The sequence below is a fragment of the Luteibacter mycovicinus genome (assembly GCF_000745235.1).
In the GTDB taxonomy this organism is placed as follows: Bacteria; Pseudomonadota; Gammaproteobacteria; order Xanthomonadales; family Rhodanobacteraceae; genus Luteibacter; species Luteibacter mycovicinus.
Map to the genome: position 1 here is coordinate 2,095,788 of NZ_JQNL01000001.1, position 18,135 is coordinate 2,113,922.

At 66.3% G+C, this 18,135-nt stretch carries 16 protein-coding genes; 5 read left to right on the top strand and 11 right to left on the bottom strand.

The annotated features are described in order from the left end of the window. The first annotated feature begins 4 nt into the window (after positions 1–4). Together FA85_RS09445 and FA85_RS09450 are read left to right on the top strand one after the other, a co-directional pair. On the top strand, positions 5–1,024 hold the full coding sequence (locus tag FA85_RS09445; protein ID WP_197056513.1) for a sensor histidine kinase: 1,020 nt from the start codon (positions 5–7) through the stop codon (positions 1,022–1,024). A gap of 154 nt (positions 1,025–1,178) precedes the next feature. Next, positions 1,179–1,559, top strand: a complete 381-nt coding sequence (locus tag FA85_RS09450) for a VOC family protein (RefSeq protein ID WP_036116929.1) — start codon at positions 1,179–1,181, stop codon at positions 1,557–1,559. Positions 1,560–1,602: 43 nt separating this feature from the next. Here FA85_RS09450 and FA85_RS09455 read toward each other — a convergent pair whose 3' ends face one another. Genes FA85_RS09455 through FA85_RS09465 form a run of 3 tightly spaced genes read right to left on the bottom strand, consistent with a single transcriptional unit; the run spans position 1,603 to position 4,266 of the window. Continuing rightward, positions 1,603–2,079, bottom strand: coding sequence for a T6SS immunity protein Tdi1 domain-containing protein (locus FA85_RS09455; RefSeq protein WP_036109317.1), 477 nt, complete (start codon positions 2,077–2,079; stop codon positions 1,603–1,605). A gap of 55 nt (positions 2,080–2,134) precedes the next feature. Further along, complete coding sequence (locus FA85_RS09460) at positions 2,135–3,325, bottom strand: serine hydrolase domain-containing protein (RefSeq protein WP_051943186.1); 1,191 nt, start codon at positions 3,323–3,325, stop codon at positions 2,135–2,137. After that, a complete protein-coding gene (locus tag FA85_RS09465; protein WP_051943183.1) occupies positions 3,322–4,266 on the bottom strand; it encodes a lysylphosphatidylglycerol synthase transmembrane domain-containing protein in 945 nt (314 codons plus the stop codon). The genes FA85_RS09460 and FA85_RS09465 overlap by 4 nt, the downstream gene beginning before the upstream one ends. A 107-nt stretch (positions 4,267–4,373) precedes the next feature. On the opposite strand from FA85_RS09465, the gene FA85_RS09470 reads away from it, so the two are divergent. Next, entirely contained in the window at positions 4,374–5,165 is a 792-nt protein-coding gene (locus tag FA85_RS09470; protein WP_036109315.1) for a TOBE domain-containing protein, read from the top strand. Here the strand turns inward: FA85_RS09470 and FA85_RS09475 are convergent. The 4 genes from FA85_RS09475 to glgX form a co-directional block, all read right to left on the bottom strand. After that, positions 5,155–5,820 (bottom strand): ABC transporter ATP-binding protein, encoded by a 666-nt coding sequence (locus tag FA85_RS09475; RefSeq protein WP_036109312.1) that lies wholly within the window; start codon positions 5,818–5,820, stop codon positions 5,155–5,157. The two genes, FA85_RS09470 and FA85_RS09475, sit on opposite strands and share 11 nt — an antisense overlap. Beyond that, the gene (gene modB, locus FA85_RS09480) at positions 5,817–6,491 is read right to left on the bottom strand and encodes a molybdate ABC transporter permease subunit (RefSeq protein ID WP_036109310.1); all 675 of its coding nucleotides are present in this window, start codon (positions 6,489–6,491) and stop codon (positions 5,817–5,819) included. Before modB ends, FA85_RS09475 begins: the two co-directional genes overlap by 4 nt. Positions 6,492–6,497: 6 nt before the next feature. Further along, positions 6,498–7,244 carry a molybdate ABC transporter substrate-binding protein gene (gene modA, locus FA85_RS09485; RefSeq protein ID WP_036109308.1) on the bottom strand — a complete coding sequence of 249 codons (747 nt, stop codon included), beginning with the start codon at positions 7,242–7,244 and terminating at the stop codon, positions 6,498–6,500. Positions 7,245–7,385: 141 nt separating this feature from the next. Then, positions 7,386–9,488, bottom strand: a complete 2,103-nt coding sequence (gene glgX, locus FA85_RS09490; RefSeq protein ID WP_036116924.1) for a glycogen debranching protein GlgX — start codon at positions 9,486–9,488, stop codon at positions 7,386–7,388. Between the two features lie 188 nt (positions 9,489–9,676). Between glgX and FA85_RS20875 the strand changes: the two genes are divergently transcribed. Together FA85_RS20875 and FA85_RS09500 are read left to right on the top strand one after the other, a co-directional pair. After that, entirely contained in the window at positions 9,677–10,045 is a 369-nt protein-coding gene (locus FA85_RS20875) for a DUF2946 domain-containing protein (RefSeq protein ID WP_051974347.1), read from the top strand. A 45-nt stretch (positions 10,046–10,090) separates the two neighbouring features. Next, positions 10,091–12,385, top strand: coding sequence for a TonB-dependent receptor (locus FA85_RS09500; protein ID WP_051943179.1), 2,295 nt, complete (start codon positions 10,091–10,093; stop codon positions 12,383–12,385). Here the strand turns inward: FA85_RS09500 and lanKC are convergent. From lanKC to FA85_RS09515, 4 genes are all read right to left on the bottom strand, one after another. Continuing rightward, positions 12,382–15,072 carry a class III lanthionine synthetase LanKC gene (gene lanKC / locus FA85_RS09505; RefSeq protein ID WP_036109305.1) on the bottom strand — a complete coding sequence of 897 codons (2,691 nt, stop codon included), beginning with the start codon at positions 15,070–15,072 and terminating at the stop codon, positions 12,382–12,384. The genes FA85_RS09500 and lanKC overlap by 4 nt on opposite strands. A 94-nt stretch (positions 15,073–15,166) precedes the next feature. After that, entirely contained in the window at positions 15,167–15,298 is a 132-nt protein-coding gene (locus tag FA85_RS22535; RefSeq protein WP_255349726.1) for a hypothetical protein, read from the bottom strand. 219 nt (positions 15,299–15,517) lie between these two features. Further along, positions 15,518–16,720, bottom strand: coding sequence for a sensor histidine kinase (locus tag FA85_RS09510; RefSeq protein ID WP_051943177.1), 1,203 nt, complete (start codon positions 16,718–16,720; stop codon positions 15,518–15,520). An 11-nt stretch (positions 16,721–16,731) separates the two neighbouring features. Further along, on the bottom strand, positions 16,732–18,105 hold the full coding sequence (locus FA85_RS09515) for a sigma-54-dependent transcriptional regulator (RefSeq protein ID WP_036109302.1): 1,374 nt from the start codon (positions 18,103–18,105) through the stop codon (positions 16,732–16,734). Positions 18,106–18,135 lie beyond the last annotated feature (30 nt).

Genomic DNA, 18,135 nt, shown 5'->3' on the forward strand with positions numbered 1-18,135 from the left:
CACCATGAGCGATCACGCCACCCTTCCCATCGACCGCGCCGTTGCCGCGGGCGAACGGGAGTTCCGCGAACTGGCGGACTTCGCGCCGGTGATGATCTGGCGTACCGGCACCGATCGCCAGGGCGACTGGTTCAATAAACCATGGCTGGCCTTCAGAGGCCGATCCATGGCGGAAGAGGTAGGCGAAGGCTGGGTCGAGGGCATCCATCCGGAAGACTTCGACCGGTCTTCGTCGGTGTTCTTTCATGCGTTCGGCGCACGTGAGCCTTATTCGCTCGAGTACCGGCTGCGCCGGCACGATGGCGTTTATCGATGGATCGTCGAAACCGGCACGCCTTACGAGCGGGGCGGCGCGTTTGCGGGCTACTGGGGCAGTTGCACCGACATCACCGATCACCGGGTGGCGCAGCGCAGCCAGCGGGTGCTGATCAACGAGCTCAGCCATCGCCTCAAGAACACGCTGGCGGTCGTCCAGGCGATGGCTGAGCAGACCTTTCGCGACGGGCGGCCGATGAATGCCGCGGTCACCTGTTTCAGTGGTCGTCTGCGTGCGCTTGCCGCGGCCCAGGACCAGCTGATCGCCACGGCGTGGGAAGAGGTGCCGCTGAGCGACGTCGTCGAGGCCACGGTGCTTCCCTTCGATTGCGGCGGCGCACGGATTCACAGGGAAGGGCCGCCGCTGATTCTCAGCGCCGAGACCGCGGTCAGCCTGACCATGGCGCTGCATGAGTTGCTGACCAATGCGGTCAAGTACGGTGCCCTGTCGAACGACACCGGAACGGTAACGATCGCCTGGTCGTGCGCCGAGCCCGCAGGCGGCCGGTTCCGGCTGGAATGGAAGGAACAGGGTGGCCCGACCGTGTCCACTCCGCTGGAGCGCGGCTTCGGCACACGCTTCATCGAGCGAGGTGTCGGGTGCCGGCAGGGCGGTGGTTCGCGTCTGCTTTTCGAACCCGACGGCGTGCGCTGGGTCCTGGAAACCGAACTTCCGGCGACGTCTGCCCATCGCGCCCAGGTCGCCTGATTCCCGGCGACCTTGTGCCGGACCGATAGCTGCCATGGCGGTTTTCGCGCACGCTGTCGCCAGCGCGGAAGGGCAATCGATAGTTTCTCCTCATGAAGAAATTTTCAGGTTTCGGGCGATGAAACATCGTGCTGCGGCGAGTATCGTCGTGGCTATGAACATCGACCGGATCGACCACCTCGTCCTCACCGTCAACGACATCGATACGACGGTGGACTTCTACACGCGTGTGCTGGGCCTGGAAGTCGTCACCTTCGGTGAAGGGCGCAAGGCGCTCGTCTTCGGCAGGCAGAAATTCAACCTTCACCAGAAGGGCAGGGAATTCGAGCCGAAAGCCGCGGCCCCGACGACGGGCGCGATCGATCTATGTCTCATTTCAGGCACGCCGCTCAAGGATGTCATCAGCGAGTTGAACCAGGCCGACATACCCATCGAGCAGGGTCCCGTGGGAAGGACGGGCGCCACCGGCCCGATCCAGTCCATCTATATCCGCGATCCGGACCTCAACCTGATCGAGATATCGAACTACGCATGATCGCAGACCACTAAGCGCTCAGTCCGGGTGCCGCGTCCGGCGCTTAATGCGTAATATCGATCTTCACATCCGTCCCATCCGGCAGATCCTGCATCTGCTGCAGCACCGAACCCGTCAGTTCGAAATGCTCGATCGCCGGCACCGGATTCAGATTCTCGACGGCGTACTCGCCTTCGGCGAAGATCGGCAGCGTGACGTAGGTGTAGCACTCCCCTTCCGCCCGCGTCTTGCCCGCTTCAAGCAGCGCTTCGATCAACGGCGGCAGAAGCCAGTCGTCGGCAATCTCTTCGCGTAGCAGCTGATTGAAGCCGGGCACGCTCTCGGCCACGCGCTCCACTTCCGCGGTGCCCGTATTGAGCCAGAAGATGCCGCCTTCGTCGGCCTCGTAGAACATGTCGCCGAGGGCCGTGAACAACAGCGGCGTATAGCCGTCGCCGATGCGCCAGGCCCAGGATTCGGCGAGCGCGTCGATCGCGTCCTTGTCCGGGGTGCAGATGAGGTCGTTCCAGGCGAGGGCCATGGGGATGGGCCTTTCAGATCGATGGGGATGTCGCAGTTTACCCTCCCCCGCCCGATCAGTCCTCCGCACCGGCGATGACGGCTTTGACGAACGCCGCACGGGCCGTGGCCTGGGCGTCATTGGTGGCGACGGGCCACGCGGCCAGCTGGACGATCACCAGCTCGCGCGCCGGATCGACGTAGAGCAGCTGGCCGAAGATGCCGATGCCGGCGAAATCGCCGTTGTCGTAGGTCCACCACTGGTAGCCATACCCGCGGCCGGGAACGCCGATGTCGGCATGCTTGTGCGTGGCATCGGCAAGCCAGCCGTCGGCGAGCACTGGTTTGCCGTTGGACACGCCGCCATCGAGCAGGAACTGGCCGAGACGCGCATAGTCGCCCAGCGTGGCCGACACGCCGGAACCTCCGGCTTCGGTGCCATCGACCCCGTCCTTGAGCCAGATCGCATCGGCGGCCATGCCGTAGGGCTTCCAGACCTTCTCCGAGAGATACGCCGCCAGCGACGTGCCGGTGGCGCGCTCGACGAGAATGCCGATCAGATCGGTCTCGCCGGTCTTGTAGACCCAGCGTTCGCCCGGCGCGAATTCGCGCGGCAGCTTCGACATGTACGATACGAGCAGCGGCACGCCGGGCTGACGCGCCCCCTCATACATCTGCGCGACATCCGATGTCGGATCGACATAGTCCTCGTTCCAGCGGACGCCGGAGGTCATCGTCAGCAACTGGCGGACGGTGACGTCTCGGTAGGCACCCGCGGCGAGTTCGGGGATGTAGCGCGTGACCTTGTCGTCGAGGCTGTGGATCGAGCCGTCACGCAGCGCGGCGCCGACAAGGGTGGACGTGAACGACTTGGCGACCGAGAAGGAAGTCCATCGTGTCGATGGCGTGGCGCCGAGGCCGTAGCGTTCGAGGCGAACCTTGCCGTGCTGAAGCACCATGACGCCAGCCACGCGGTGCTCGGCCATGTAGCTGTCGAGCGTGGTGGCATCGGCGAAATGCGGCGTCAGCGGCGTGCCGGTGGGCAACGGGTGCGCGACGCCGTGACGGACGACGTTGCTGGCGTACTGGGTTTCCATCGCGCGGAAGTTCGCTTCGCGCTGCGACTGGTTCCAGAAGAGCACGTCGGTGCGGCGGGCGTGAGGTGTGGCGCATGCCGTGAGGAGGCTCAAGGTGAGCACGAGGCAAAACGCTTTCGCCAGCAGGGCTGGCTCCCGCCATGGCAGGTTCGTTGGGCGATGCGTGTTCATCGGGATGTCCTGGTGCGGCGGCGGATTTCGAACGCGCCCAGCGCCAGCGATGCGATGGCGAAGGGTCCGAGGCCGTAGATGACACGATAGGCGAGCAGCGCGGCGAGGACCTGCGCGCGCTGTTCCTGCGGGAACGCCGCGAGGGTCAGCGCTTCGAACGCGCCAATGCCACCGGGGGTATTGCTGATGATGCCGGCGAGGATAGCGCCGACGTAGATCGGCGCGAAATCGAGAAAGCTGCCGGCGACGTCCGCAGGCAACAGGAAATACATGGCGGCGATCGCGCCGATCATTTCCACGGTGCCGATCGCGACCTGTGCGGCCGCCGAACGCGCCGAAGGCACCGGCGTGGAGAACTTCCAGATCCGCAGTTCATCGTGCTTGCCGGCCAGCCAGCGCAGGAGCAGGACGAACAGGATCACCAGAGCGACGCCGGGCCAGCGCCCCCACCCATGCGCGATCGACGGTTCGAGCAGCAACGCGATCGCCGTGACCGAGGCGAAACCGAGCGCCACCGCGAAGCCGACCAGCCCGACCACGCGGGCCACATCGGGGGCACTCACCCCGCGTGTCGACAACATGCGGTAACGCAGCGCGGTACCCGTAATCGCATGAAAACCCAGCGCGTTGCAGATCGCGTGCGTGGTCGCACCGGAGAAGATCTTCATGCGCATCGAGACCTTGCCTGGCACGACGGTCTCCACGGCGAAGACATCGTAGGCCGTGAGGCAGGACCAGCTGACCAGCGTGGCGCCGATGGACGCGAGGACATGCCAGCGCGGAATGCGGTCGATGGCCGCACGGATGTCCTGCCAGGACATGCGCGCGATATAGCGATGCAGCAGAAAGATCGCCACGCCCACGAAGGCCGCCGCCAGCAGGTATTTCGTCGCACGGCTCGCGAAAGCTTTCAGGGTTGGCTGGGCGTGTTTGTCCGTCACCGCGTCACTCTGACCGTCGGGCCTCGCCCGAGAAAGGCGGGCATCATCCCACGACGGCGAGCGGCGCGGGGGCTAGACTGGGGGACCGATTCCTCTGCGGTGGACCCATGCTTCATTACGACGGCTCTCTCTGGCTGACCGACGGCACCCGCCGCTGGGGCGGCCCCGACCGCATCGAGCTCCTCGCCCAGGTGGGACAGACCGGTTCCATCACGGCGGCGGCGAAGGCGGTGGGCATGAGCTACAAGGGCGCGTGGGATGCCATCGCCGCCATGAACAACCTGGCGGGCGAGGATCTCGTGGTCCGTTCCACGGGCGGCAAGGGCGGCGGCGGGGCGCGGTTGACGGCGAGGGCCGAACGCCTGGTCGCCTCGTTCCGTGGCATCGAGACCGAGCACAAGCGATTCGTGGAGCGGCTGGCGTCGCTCGGCGAGGATGCTACCGACGACATTCATCTGCTGAGACGTTTCACGATGCGCACGAGTGCACGCAACCAGCTGGCCGGCACGGTCAGCGCCGTCACCGAAGGAGCGGTCAACGACCGTATCGATATCGCGCTGGCCGGGGGGACGACCGTCGTCGCCACCGTCACCCGTGAGAGCACCGCCAGTCTCGCGCTCTCGCCTGGACGGCCCGTCGTGGCGCTGGTGAAGGCGAACTGGGTCATGGTGGGCATGCCGGGCGCCGGGCGTCTGTCCGCGGCCAATCAGCTGCCGGGGCGGGTGACGGAGGTCTTTCCCGGTGCGGTGAATACGGAAGTGACGATCGCGCTGGACGGCGGCGGGACGATCGCGGCGATCGTGACGAAGGAGAGCGCTGAGGGAATGGAACTGGCGGAGGGCACAGCCGTGCTGGCGATCTTCGATGCCTCGTCGGTGATTGTCGGGGTCACCGACTGACCTTGCCGTCGCGGATTTGGATGGTATGGCCATCCAGCGCGTCGACATCGGCCGCATCGTGGGTGATCACCAGCAGTTGCAGATCGAGACGGGTTTGCAGCGCCAGCAGCTCGCCACGCATGCGGCCGCGCAACGCGGGGTCCAGCGCGGCGAACGGCTCGTCGAGCAGGAGCAGGCGCGGCTCGGAAACCAGTGCGCGCGCCAGTGCGACGCGCTGGCGCTGCCCGCCGGAAATGCGTGACGGGTAGCTATCCGCGACCGCCGTGAGTTCGAACGTCTCGAGCCACCGACCGACCCGTTCGCCATGGCGACGCCGCGCCGGGTTGAACCAGCCACGCGACAGTCCGAAACCGACGTTCTGCGCGACCGTCAGGTGAGGAAACAGCGCGTAATCCTGAAACAGATACGCTACGCCGCGTTCGCGCGAGGGAACGTCCACCCGCGCCTGCGTGTCGAGAAGTGTCCGCCCGTCGACACGCACGTGCCCTGCGTCCGGAGAGATCAGTCCGGCCATCGCGCGCAGCGTCAGACTCTTGCCGGCACCCGAGGGTCCATACAGCACCACGCGACGATGCTCCGACGCGAAGGCGACGTCCAGCTCGAAGCGGCGGTCGTCGGCGTGCAGCGTTTTGCGGACCGCCACGTCGACACTCATGGCCGCGACCGCCGCGTGTGATCCGGCGACAGCCAGCCGGCGAGCAGGAGCGCCACCACGCAGGTCACCGACGTCACGACGACCATGATCGCAGCGGTATCGTCGTGGCCGGCCTGCACGGCCGCATAGATCGCGACGGACAGGGTCTGCGTACGCCCGGGCAGATTGCCCGCGATCATCAACGTCGCGCCGAACTCACCGAGTGCGCGGGCGAAGGCGAGCAGCGCACCCGCGGTAATGCCGCGCGCGGCGAGTGGCAGCGACACACGAAAGAACACCGCGACCTCGCGCAGACCCAGGACGCGCGCGGCACTTTCCAGCTGGGGATCGACCGCTTCGAAGGCGGCACGTGCCGCCTTCTGCACGAGCGGAAAGGCGACCAGCGTCGAGGCGATGACCGCGCCCTGCCAGGTGAACACGAGTTCGATCCCGTGCCGGTCGAGCCAGCCGCCGAAGGCGCCCTTGCGACCGAGCAGGACCAGCAGGTAGTAGCCAAGGACCGTCGGCGGCAGCACCAGCGGCAAGGTCAGGATCGAATCGACGAGCTCACGCGCAGGGGAGCGCCAGCGCGACAAGCCGAAAGCCACCGCGACGCCGAGCACGAGGTTGATCGCGGTCGCCCACAAGGCGACCTTGAGCGACAGCGCGAGCGGAACCCAGACGTCGCCCACGCCGGCTCAGGGTGCTTCGAAGCCGAAGCGGGCGAGAATTCCGCGTCCTTCGGCGGATTGCACGAAGGCTTCGAACGACTTCGCCTCGGCCACCTGCTTCGAGGCCGCGACCACGGCGATCGGATAGCTGATCGGCTTCGGAGTCGGCACGGTGGCGGCGACGGTGACCTTGCCTTTCGCGATCGCGGCATCGGTAGCGAAAACGAAACCGGCGTCGACCTCGCCGCGGGCGACATAGTCGAGGCTCTGGCGCACGTTCTGCGCCAGCACGCCTTTGGCGGAGATGGTGTCCCAGAGGCCCTGCCGCTCCAGTGCGGCCTTCGTATAACGACCCACCGGCACCGACGCCGGATCGCCGTAGGCCACGCGTTTCACCGCGGCGGCTTTCAGATCGGCCGGCGAGGACACCCTGACCGAGGCGTCCCTGGGCACGATGAGAACCAGACGGTTGGTCGCGAAGTCCTGCCGCGTCGACACGTCGATGGCTTTCGCTTCGACCGCCTTGTCCATCGCGGCCTGGTCGGCCGAGGCGAACACGTCCGCCGGGGCGCCACTGGCGATCTGGCGCAGCAGCACGTCGGAGGCGGCGAAGTTGAGGACAACGTGGGTACCGGGGTGTTTCGCCTCATAGGCCTTGCCGACGGACTGGAAGGCGTCGGTGAGGCTGGAGGCCGCCGAGACGACGAGATCGGCCGCGGAAGCAAGGCCTGGACCGAGGACAAGGCACAGCGCGACGAGAGGGCGGAGGCGCATGGCGTCAGTCCGGCAAGGAGAGGTTGGGCAATATAGGAAGGTATATGGCGGGGGGTCAAATGCGCCGGCTGCCGCGAACCGGGGAGCGGGACCTTCACGGTCACCGCCTCCCGGTCGGGCCATCCCCGCTGCCGATGCGCCTCAGCCCGCCGCCAGCACCACGAAGCTGCGCGGTGGCGCAATCATCTTGCCGCCTTCGGCCACGGTATCCACCGCGAGATCCAGATCGCTCGAGAACGCCACGCTCCAGGCACCCTCGGGCAACGCGAACTCCACCCCGCCATCGAAGGCGTTGATCAGGATCAGCACCGTCTGATCCGCCGCATGCTCGCGCACGCCGGAGGCCTGGCTGCGCCCGTCGAGCAGGATGCCGATGGAACGCGCACGCGGATCGTCCCAATGCTCAGGCTGCATCTCGCCACCGCCGGGGTTGAGCCAGACGATGTCGCGGATGCCCGATTCCTCGTCGTAACGTCCGTTGAGAAAACGACCGCGACGAAGGATCGGATAACGCTCGCGCAAGGCGAGCAACTCACGCACCGACTGGGCCAGGCTGCCCTCGGTCGGATCGTCATTCCAGTCGATCCAGCTCAGCTCGTTGTCCTGACCGTAGACGTTGTTGTTGCCGTTCTGCGTGTTGCCGCGCTCGTCGCCGGAGAGCAGCATCGGCGTCCCCTGCGCCAGGAGCAGGGTGGCCAGCAGGTTGCGCGACTGGCGCTGCCGCATGGCGCGGATGCCCATGTCGTCCGTCGGGCCTTCGGCGCCGTGATTGAACGAATGGTTGTTGTCCGAGCCGTCGCGATTGTCTTCGCCGTTGGCATCGTTGTGCTTGCCGTTGTAGCTCAGCAGGTCGCGCAGGGTGAACCCGTCGTGCGCGGTGATGAAGTTCAGCGACGCGTACGGGCGACGTCCACGCTTGTCGAACAGATCGGCGGAACCCGTGAAACGCCGTGCGAACTCCGGCAACTTGCCTTCCTCGCCTATCCAGAACGCGCGCACCGTGTCACGGAACTTGTCGTTCCACTCCACCCAGCCGGGCGGGAATTCACCCACCTGATAGCCGCCGGGACCGCAATCCCACGGCTCAGCAATCAGCTTGGTCTGGTTGAGCACGGGGTCCTGCGTGCAGGCGTCGAGGAAACCGCCGTTTTCGTCGAAGCCGTACGGCTCGCGACCGAGGATGGTGGCGAGATCGAAACGGAAACCGTCCACGTTCATGTCCGTGGCCCAGTAGCGCAGTGAGTCGGTAACCATCTGCAGCACGCGGGCGTGACTCAGGTTGACCGTGTTACCGGTGCCCGTGTCATTGATGTAATAACGCTTGTCTTCGGCCAGTCGGTAGTAGCTGGCGTTATCGATGCCCTTGAACGAGAGCGTCGGGCCCATTTCGTTGCCTTCGGCCGTGTGGTTGTAGACCACATCGAGGATGACCTCGAGACCGGCGCGGTGATACGCCGCCACCATGTCCTTGAATTCGCGGGGGTCGCCGCTCGACATGTAGCGCGTCTTCAGCGCGAAGAAGCCGATGGTGTTGTAACCCCAGTAGTTGCGCAGGCCCTGTTCCAGCAGGTGCTGGTCGTCGAGGTAGGCATGCACGGGCAGCAACTCGATCGACGTGACGCCCAGATCGCGCACGTAGTCGATCACTTCTTCCGTCGCCAGGCCGGCGAACGTGCCGCGCTTGTCTTCCGGCACCGACGGGTGCTGCATGGTGTAGCCACGCACGTGCGTTTCCTGGATGACGGTACGGTTCCAGGGGATGTGCGGCTTGCCGTGTTCGATCCACTTGTACGTCGGATCGACGACCATCGCCTTGGGCATGAACGGCGCGCTGTCGCGCTCATCGAAACTGAGGTCGCCGTCGGCGTGGCCGACGGTGTATCCGTAGAGTTCGTCGGCCCAGATCAGCTCACCGACGATGTGCCGGGCATAGGGATCGAGGAGCAGCTTGTTCGGGTTGAAGCGGTGCCCGTTCTCCGGCTCGTAAGGGCCGTGGACGCGGTAGCCGTAAAGCTGACCCGGACCGACGCCCGGCACGTAACCGTGCCAGACCTCATCGGTGTACTCGGGCAGGTCGATGCGGCCCGTTTCGTTACCCGCTTCGTCGTAGAAGCAGACCTCGACCCGCGTGCCATGGGCGGTGAACAGGGCGAAGTTGGTGCCTTTTCCATCCCAGGTCGCTCCGCGCGGAAACGGCGAACCCTCGCGGACGGGGGAGGCGGAGTCGTAACGGCGATCGGGCATGGCGGCGTCCTCGTGGGGGTGGCGCACGATGACCCAGCGCACGACAGGAAAACGTGAGGGCGCCTCCTGGCCGACATACCTCAGCGACACCGCGCCGCAGCGCCTTCACGCCCGGACGTGGCATCATCCCTGGACCCACATCCAGGGTTGATCGAGGGGACGCCGCGTTGCGTCGAACACAGGGACACATGCGTTGGCTGGGATGGATGGCGACAGTCGCCGTCTGGCTCACCGTGCTTGCGCCCACCGTGTCCAGGGCGCTGCCCGCGTTCGCCTTCCCCGATCTCGGCGCCTGGTGCGACCGGGAAGCTGTCACGGCGCACCACGGTATGCCGGGCCACGGTCACGACATGGGCGGCGCTCAGGACGCCGACGACGCCTGCGGCTACTGCGCCCTGTTCGCACAGACGCCTGCCCTCGGCGGCGGCTTCTTCGTCGCCCGGTGGCTTCCGCTGGCCGGCTACGTCGATGCGACGCTGCCGGCCCGGCGTGCCGCGCCGTCGCTGGTCCGCCATCACGCTCCCACGCGAGGTCCGCCGGTCGCCGCGCACGCCTGATCGTTTCCGATCCCGCCGTACGCCAACGACCCACGGACTATCGCCATGACCCTGCTTCCTCTCGATGGACGCGCGCTCGCGCGCGCTGTCGCCTGCGCCATCGGTGCCTCCACGCTTGCCGCCCATGCGGCCGAGACACCTGACGCCCCCCAGACCACCAACCTTCGCGAAGTGCGCGTTTCCGCCGTCAGCAAGGGGACGCGTGTCGATCCCGACATGCCTTCGGCGGTCGAGACCGTCGACGCCGCCAGGCTCGACCGCCTCAACGTGATCAACGCGGAAGACGCGCTGAAGTACCTGCCGTCCTTCGGTATCCGCAAGCGATTCGTCGGCGACGAAAACGCCACGTTCTCCGTGCGCGGCACCAGCAACCAGCAGAGCGCGCGCGGCCTCGTCTATCTGGACGGCTTGCTGCTGTCGAACCTGCTGGGCAACAGCTGGTCGAATCCGCCACGCTGGTCGATGGCGTTTCCGGAGAACCTCGACCGTGTCGAAGTCCTTTATGGCGCGTATTCCGCGCTGTACCCGGGCAACGCCATCGGCGCCACGGTGCTGATGACCACGCGCATGCCCAACAAACTCGAGGTGACCGGCGACGTCCAGGCCTTCACCCAGCATGTCGATACCTATGGCACGGACCGCAACTACGGCGGCAGCCGGCAGAGCGCGACCCTCGGCGATCGTTCGGGCAGGTTCGCGTTCCTGATCGGCGTCGCGCATCTGCAATCCAACGGGCAGCCGCTGGTCTACGCCGTGCAGAACCGCGCCACCCGCGCCGGGACGACGAACCCGGTGACGGGAGCCATCGGTGACACGGGCGCCACGGGGCTTCCGCGTGAGGTCCTCGGCATCAACAGCGAAGGCCAGGAAGCGACCAGCCAGGACGAGGCCCATGTGCGCCTGACCTACGACTTCACCCCGGAGCTGACCGGCGGCGTCACCGCGGGCTACTGGAACCAGGATCTCTCCCATCGCACGGCGACGTACCTGCGTGACGCCAACGGCCAGCCGGTCTGGTCCGGCCCGGTGAGCATCGACGGCCGCCAGTACACGCTACCGGCCAGTTTCTTCGCCCCCAGCACGCGGCAGAGCCGCAACTATCTCTACGGCGTTTCGCTCGGCACGCACCGGGACAGCGGGTGGAATATCGAAGGCAACGCGTCGTACTTCGACATGGACCGCAACCGCGACCGTGTGGCCGACGCCGTGACCTACAACGGCAGCGGCCTGTTGACCGCAGGCGACGGCAGCCGCTGGCGGACTTTCGACCTGCGGGTCAGCCATACCCCGGACTCGCCGGACGCCAACTCGCACACCGTGAGCTTCGGCTACCACTTCGACGGTTACCGCCTCGATAACGTCACGGACCTGCTCTCCGCATGGCGTACCGGCGGCGCTGGCGCACTCACCGCAGCCAACGGCGGCAGCACGCAGACACAGGCGCTTTATGTACAGGACGCCTGGCAACTCGACGAGCGCTGGCGCCTCACCGCCGGTGCGCGCTACGAGCAGTGGCGCGCGTTCGGTGGCACGCGTTCCACCGCCAGCGCGACCATCGGGTACCCGGAGCGCAAGGAGTCGCACACCTCTCCCAAGCTGTCATTGACCTATGCCGCGAGCGACAACCTGTTGCTGCGTCTGTCCGGAGCACGCGCCTGGCGCTTCCCCACCGTGAACGAGCTTTTCCAGGGAACGTTCAACGGTATCGCGATCATCAACAACGATCCGAATCTGAAGCCGGAAAACGACCTCTCCCGCGAACTGTCGGCCGAGTGGTACCAGGCCCATGGCGTCGCGCGGCTCACGGTGTTCCGCAGCGATACGCGCGACACGCTCCTGAGCCAGACCGACACGACCGTTTTTCCGAATGTCACCAGCGTGCAGAACATCGACCTCGTACGCACGCGCGGTGCCGAGGCAAGCTATGACGGACGTGGCGTGGTCTGGGATGCGCTCGATCTCACGGCGAACGCGGCGTATACGCAGGCGACCACGGTTCGGAACCATCGTAACCCCTCGTCGGAGGGCAAACAGTTCTATCGCATCCCCAGATGGCGAGCGAACCTGATCGCCACCTGGCATGCGAGCGAAACGGTGGCACTGACGCTGGCCGGTCGCTATTCCGGACGGCAGTACAACACGCTCGACCACAGCGACATCGACCCCGACACCTTCGGCGGAGCCAGCGCGTTTCTTACCTTCGACGCCAAGGTGCAGTGGCAGGCGAGTGAGCACGTGAACCTCGGTGTCGGCGTGGATAACCTCACCGACCGGCGCTATTACGTCTACTACCCTTACCCCTCGCGCACGTACATGATGGAGGCGAAGTTCCGGCTCTAGGCCGTGGCAGCCCCGCGGCGATGCTGCGCCATCGTCAGATGCTCGTCGAGCATGAACGATGCCGGACCTCCGTTCCAGAGCCTGTCGAAGAATGCGGCGACACCCGCGTTACCGGTCGCCAGATCGCAGGTGAAACGAAGCAGTTCCGTCCCGGGAACGGCGAGCCCTTCAGGCCGCCGGACCAGGAACAGTTCGATGCCGCCGGCGACGCGATGGGCCTGCGTCAGATAGTGCGCGGCACGCTCGGGCAACACCGCGGCCAGATCGAGCAAGGTCTCACCGATCCCGGCGAGACCATCGCACAGTCCCGGTGAGATGGCGTGGCTACGCATCAGGTCCGCTTCGCAGGTCAGCAGGATGTCCCGGTAACGGCTATCGCCGGTCGCCGCAAGGAAGCGGGCCACGACGGCAAGGACGCCGGCCGTGCCATGGCGCAGGTAAGGCACCAGGGCGCCGCCCTCCACGGCGCGACGCCATGTGCGATCCCCGTCGGCATTGAATCCGTAGTGATCGAGGTCGAAGGCGAGCCCTTCGCGCGCCGCGTCGAAGAAGCGGGACTCGTCCGTCGCCATGAACAGGTGCAGCAGGAACAACGCGATGCCCGCGGCACCGTAGCCCAGCCCCACCGCTTGCATGGCTTCGCCGCGGTGCCAGCCCCGCTTGCCGTGCACGCACGGCCCTGCCGCCAGCAGCGCGTCACCCGCCGCGATCGCCGCCGCCAGCATGGCGTCATCCTGCGTACGTCGCCAGACCGCGATTCGCGCCAGGCCCCAGCCTGCGATCCCGTCATACAGCCCGTAGCGTTCGCGAATGGGCCCGTCGAGTGTCGACGCGCCCAGCAGCGACAGCGCGAGGTCTTCCCTGCCCGCATCGAGCAGGACCCATGCGATGCCCGCGTCACCGTGCATGAGGTCGCATCCCCGATGTCGTCCCTCGTGCACGCCCGCCAGCAGGTACTCCATCAAGCTGTCGGGGGCGGGCCGGCCTCCGCGCTGGCGGGCGTGCACGATGCCTGCCGCGCCGTACGCGACGCCCCAGGGATGGCGCTCGAAGACCTGCGGGTCCGCCGGCACGTAGCGATCGGGCCGCGCGCCTGCCGACAATGTATCGATGTAACGGAACAGATCGCCCGCGGCGTTCGCGACGGGCGCCACGGTGCGCCGCAGATGCGGGACCAGAAGCCGGTCGTCGGCGAGATGCGTGAGCGCACCGCGCAGGTTTTTCATCGCGGCGACAGGCGACGGGCGCTTCGTCGGCTCGCTGTCCATGAGCGCGGCGATCGTCGTGGCGACGAGCGCGGGATACCCCATGTCTTCGCACAGGCGATGCGTGATGCGCATGGCGGCGTGGGGATCGAGCGGCAGCATCGCGTTGACCGGAAGCATGGCGGCGAAAAGGTTGGCGCCGAAAGCGTAGCGATCCTCCGCGCACGCGCTGGCGTGATCGTCACGCTGTGGCGATCGCGAAGCGAACCCCGGCGTGCACAGACCCGAGGGGCGGTCGAGCCCACGATCGACGGCCGCTTCGAGGTCGATGATGCGCACACGCCCGTCCGTCGCGATCATGATGTTGTGGAACGAGAAATCGCCCAGCGTGACGCCTGTCGCATGGATGGCCTCCAGCGCGTCCGCTATACGCTGGAACACGTCGCACAGCTCACGCAGGAAGCTCGCGACGTGGGCTTGCGTCGCTCGTGTCTTCAGCCACGGGTAGCGCTCGGCGAGCCACCGGCGCAGGGTCTGCCCGTCGATATACTCCTCGACCAGATACTGGTGCTCCCATTCGGTGAAGTAGGCGACGGGCGACGGCGTGACGCCAAGTGGAGCGAGCTTGCCCAGCAGGCGGTACTCCTTGAGCAGCAGAGTGGTGGCCGACTGCGTGCCGCCGATGTGGGGACGGGCCTCCTTGATGACGACGTGGCGTCCCGAGTCGCGATTCAACGCCAGATAGATGCCCCCGGCCGAGGAAAACGTAAGCGCGCCGCGAACCTCATAGCGTCCGCCGTCCAGGCGCAGTACCGATGAATCGCCGGCATCGGTATCCTGCGGAAACGGGTCGCGGACCCACGGCGGCAGGTGCACGTATGCGGCGCGTATATCCGGTTCCTTCTCGCCTGACGGGTTGCGCAGGAAATATTCGCGCTGCCCACCTGCCGACACCTCGTATTCGCCACGAATGCCACCGAAACGATAATGCAGGATGCGCGATCCCGGAAGGCGCCGGTCGCTGAGAATGTGGGGTCCCTCATAACCGGTCAGAACGGCCTGCAACTCTTCCATGACGTAGCGGAAGGCTTTCGGATCTGCCGGGTAGATCGTGATGAACTTTCCGGAGCCTCCGCGCGGCCACCGTTTGCCATTCATCGCGGCATGCATGCGCGCGTCGGCGGCGAATTTGAACGCGACGCCCAGCGAGCTGAGCGTCGCCGCCACGATCGAGAGCACGATCGGCGCGGTCGGCGTCACCGATGAGACGTGAATCTTCCAGCCCTGTGCCGGCAACGGCGTATCCGGCGGCAGGCAATGCATCCAGACCCCAGAGCGGTGCATGCGCCAGCTGGCCGGAACGATCCGGCGCACCGGCTCGACGAAATCCCGCTCGTCGATGACGCGACTGCCATGCGTTTCGAAGAATTCGCGGTCCACCGCGGTGTAGTACAGCAGTTCGGTCCGTCGTTCGGCGGGCATGACTGTCCTTGGAATGGCACGCTGAAAAACCGGCATGCGGTGCGACCCGGACGTCGCACCGCATGCCTTCGCCCCAGCCGGATCACGGCAGGAGTTACTGGCCGTCGATACCGTCGACGTTGGCGAACGAGCAGGCGCCGTTGCTGCATGAGCTGGTGGGCGTATCGGCTTCTCCCGCGGTCAGCGGATCGGCTTCGAGCATCTGCAAGCGGAGGACGTGGTCCATGTGATTCTCCTGGCGATATCGACGTGCTGCCTCCCCCCCATGGAGAAGCGCGTAAGCCAATCTAGGAGGGCAGCGCGATCGAAAACAGCGGGAGAGACGTGCCGGCTCGACTTTTTTTCGCGCGGTGGGCAGATAAATGGCCGTCCCGTTCGAAACCGGTCAAGCCGCCTGTCCGGAATCGGACAGCGCGTCCGGAAACGGACAACGTCAGGTTCAGGGTCAGGTGCCGAGAGGGAGCACCACGATCGCCGCCGCACCCGGACCGTCGGACCGGTTACGCAGGTCGACGCTTCCCGCGTGCGCTTCGACGATCAGCCGGGTAAGGCTCAGGCCGATACCCGAGCCGGTTGGCTTGGTGGTGAAAAAAGGCACGAACAGTGAGGATCGTTCGGGCAGGCCACCGCCTTCGTCCTCGATCGTCACGCGAACCTGCGCACCTGCCACCATCCAGTTCACACGGACGCCGCCGCCCGACGCCAGCGCCGACTCCACCGCGTTGCGCAGCAGGTTGATGAAGGCCTGGTCGAGCTGGGCCTCGTCACCGTTGACCACGACCTCGGCCGAACCTTCGACGCCGATCTGCATCCGGTCTTCCAGACGCGCGAGCCGACGCAAGGAAAGGTCGAGCCGGAACGCCTGGGCGCGCAGGGGTGGCAAACGAGCAAGGCGCCCGTAGCCCGCCAGGAAACGTGCCAGCGAGTCCGAACGCCGCTCGATCACCTCCAGGCCTTCACGCAAGTCGTGCTCGACGGCGTCCCCACCGTGCTGATCAAGCAGGGCCGACAGGCTGCCCGCCAGCGAACCGATCGGTGCGAGCGAATTGTTGAGCTCGTGGCTGAGCACGCGAATCAGTCGCTGCCACGCGTTGCGCTCCTCGTCCCCGAGTGCTGCACTTACATCGTGCAGCATCACCATCGTGTTCTCGTAGCCTTCGCTGTACCAGACAGCGCGGCGGACGATCCAGCGCCCGGTTCGGGCTGGAAACTCCCATGAGAGAATCGCGTTGTCCGACGCGACGACCACCGGCATCAGGCCCATGGCATCGGCGTCGCGCCCGATGACGCTGTCGTGAGCCGCGCCGATCAGCTCACGCGCGGCAGGATTAATCATGACCAGGCGCTGCTCGCGGTCGACAACGAAGATCGGGTCCTGCAGGGCGGTGAGCGTCTTGCCCAGGAAGCGCAGGCTTTCGGTGCGTTTTCGCCGCCCTTCGCGCAGGGTGTCCGAGACGGCGTTGATGTCCGCGATCATGCCTCTGAGCGGGTGATGCCGCGAAGGCAGGCTGCCGCGCACGCCATAATCGCCCTCTCGCAGTGCGGCGAGAAGACTTCCCAGCGTGCGCCAGGCCGCCAGCATGCGCCACGCGAAGCACGCGATGGCGGCCGCACCGAGGCCCATTCCGAGCGCGAACAGCATCGCCATGTCCATCCCTGTCAGTTGACCTGGTCGAATCCGCCCTTGGCACGATGCTTGTCGATGCGACGGTACAAGGACTGCCGCGAAATGCCCAGCGCGTCGGCGGCTCTCTGCAGGTTGTTGTCGTTGCGTTCAAGGGCTTGCCGGATAAGCATCTCCTCCGCTTCTGGCAAGGTGAGTCGATCAAGCACCAGCGGTGCGCCCGACGCGGGAAGAAGCGCCAGCGTCTCCGCATCGATGTCGTCACGCGGGGCGAGCAGGACGGCGCGCTCGATGACATGCTCGAGTTCGCGCACGTTGCCCGGCCATCCGTAGGCACGCAGGGCGCGCTCGGCGGATGGCTTGAGGTTCATCGCGCCGCGTCGCAGACGGGCACATTCGCGCAGGAGGAAATGGCGGGCGAGCGGGACGATATCCTCCCCGCGATCGCGCAGGGCGGGGAGTCTTATCTGCATCGCGTTCAGGCGGTACAGCAGGTCGCGACGGAACCGGCCGTCCCTTACCGCGGCGTCGAAGTCGGTATGGCTCGTCGAGATCACCCGCACATCCGCGCGCCGTGTGCGCATCGAACCGCTTCGCTCGAACTCTCCTTCGTCGAGTACGCGAAGCAGCTTCGCCTGCTGCTGCAGCGTCATGTTGCCGACCTCCTCCATGATCAGACTGCCGCCGTGCGCCAGTTCGAAACGCCCGGGTCGGGGCGACGGCTCGTCGTCCCCGAACATCTCCTCCGAAAAACGCATGTCCGACAGACTGGCCATGTCGACGCGGATCAGTGGTTGGTCGGCACGGGGTGACATGGCGTGGATTTCCCGCGCCAGCAACGACTTGCCGCTGCCATTTTCGCCCATCACCAGCACGCTGGCGTCGCTGGCGGCGATACGATGCGCGAGGTCCACCACCCGCCGCATCGACGTCGATTCGCAGATCCGCGTCGCGTCGGCCGACCGGCGTGCGAGCGCGGTTTCCGTGCGCAGGCGAAGGTTCTCCTCACGCATCGTCCGCAGGGCGATCTGCGCACGCACGGTGTGCACCATGCGCGCGTTGTTCCAGGGTTTTTCGACGAAGTCCGCGGCGCCTATGCGCATCGCACGCACGGCCAGGTCGATGCTGCCCCACGCCGTCATCACGATGAGCGGCAGGTCCGGGCATTCATGACGCAGGCGTGCCACCAGGTCGAGCCCCTCCGTGCCCGAGGTGGTGTCGGCACCGTAGTTCAGATCCAGGATCGCGCAGGCCACGGCCGTCCGGTTGACGACGTCGCAGGCGCCAGCGGGCGATTCCGCCTCCACCGAGGGAATGCCTTCGGCTCGCATCAGCAGGCGCAGGGACAACCGGATGTCCGGGTGGTCGTCAACGATCAGGACGGGCAAGGCATGGTGACTGTCGGACATGGCGCTCGATCCTCCTGAGATGCATGAAAC